This window comes from Flavobacterium sp. J49 (assembly GCF_011742145.1).
Classification (GTDB): domain Bacteria; phylum Bacteroidota; class Bacteroidia; order Flavobacteriales; family Flavobacteriaceae; genus Flavobacterium.
This window is the reverse complement of the sequence record NZ_JAAQQU010000071.1, coordinates 1-717: the sequence shown is the minus strand read 5'-3', so window position 1 is coordinate 717 and position 717 is coordinate 1. Positions and strand designations below refer to the sequence as shown.

The window sequence follows — 717 nt, the reverse complement described above, 5'->3', positions numbered from 1 at the left end:
GGTTTATCAGAAATGTCTCGGCTGACTGAAATTTTAGTTATATTTGAAAATGCAAGTGAGTGAAGAACGCCACAATCACAATCTGCGGCACGTTACCGCTCAGTTTTCCGCCTGTGCTAAAAAGACAAATCGAGAATCGAAGAACTAAATATTATGAAAAAAATTTTAGTGGAAATTGGAATGGAATTCCTGAATGTGATATTTGGAAATGTTTACACCAAAACTGGATTGAGTTTGATGCTTTTACTTATAAGTTCTGTGCTCATTTTTGCTCCAATAACAAATGAACCGGAGAAACCTAAATGGTTTTATATAGTTGGCGCAATATTAGCTTTGATTTCGATCTTTTTAATAATTAAAAGATATTTCGAGTTAAACCAAAAATTAAAAAACAAAGAAAAAAATGTTGCCGAAAGACACGCTGAATTTATCTCCGAGAATACAGAAAATTGAATATTGAATCGGAAAAAGTTTGTGGCAAATGTTGCGTGACTTTGAAACTTAAAAAACCGAAGCGGTAACAGCAGTTTGTGATTATGGCTGGTTTTGGTCGTATCAGAAATGTCTCGGCTGACTGAAATTTTAGTTATATTTGGAAACGCAAATGAGTGAAAAACGCCAAAATCACAATCTGCGGCACGTTGTGTGCAATTTAGCGCTCGAAACCGGATAAATAGCTGTAAAATTTTTGAGGAAAAGGATAGAGTTAAGAAGCGG

The 717-nt window shown here is 34.9% G+C and carries 1 protein-coding gene; it reads left to right on the top strand.

Going from position 1 to position 717, the window contains the following annotated elements; genetic code table 11:
* Positions 1 to 153 precede the first annotated feature (153 nt).
* Positions 154 to 453 carry a hypothetical protein gene (locus tag HA632_RS01865; protein WP_176305547.1) on the top strand — a complete coding sequence of 100 codons (300 nt, stop codon included), beginning with the start codon at positions 154 to 156 and terminating at the stop codon, positions 451 to 453.
* Positions 454 to 717 lie beyond the last annotated feature (264 nt).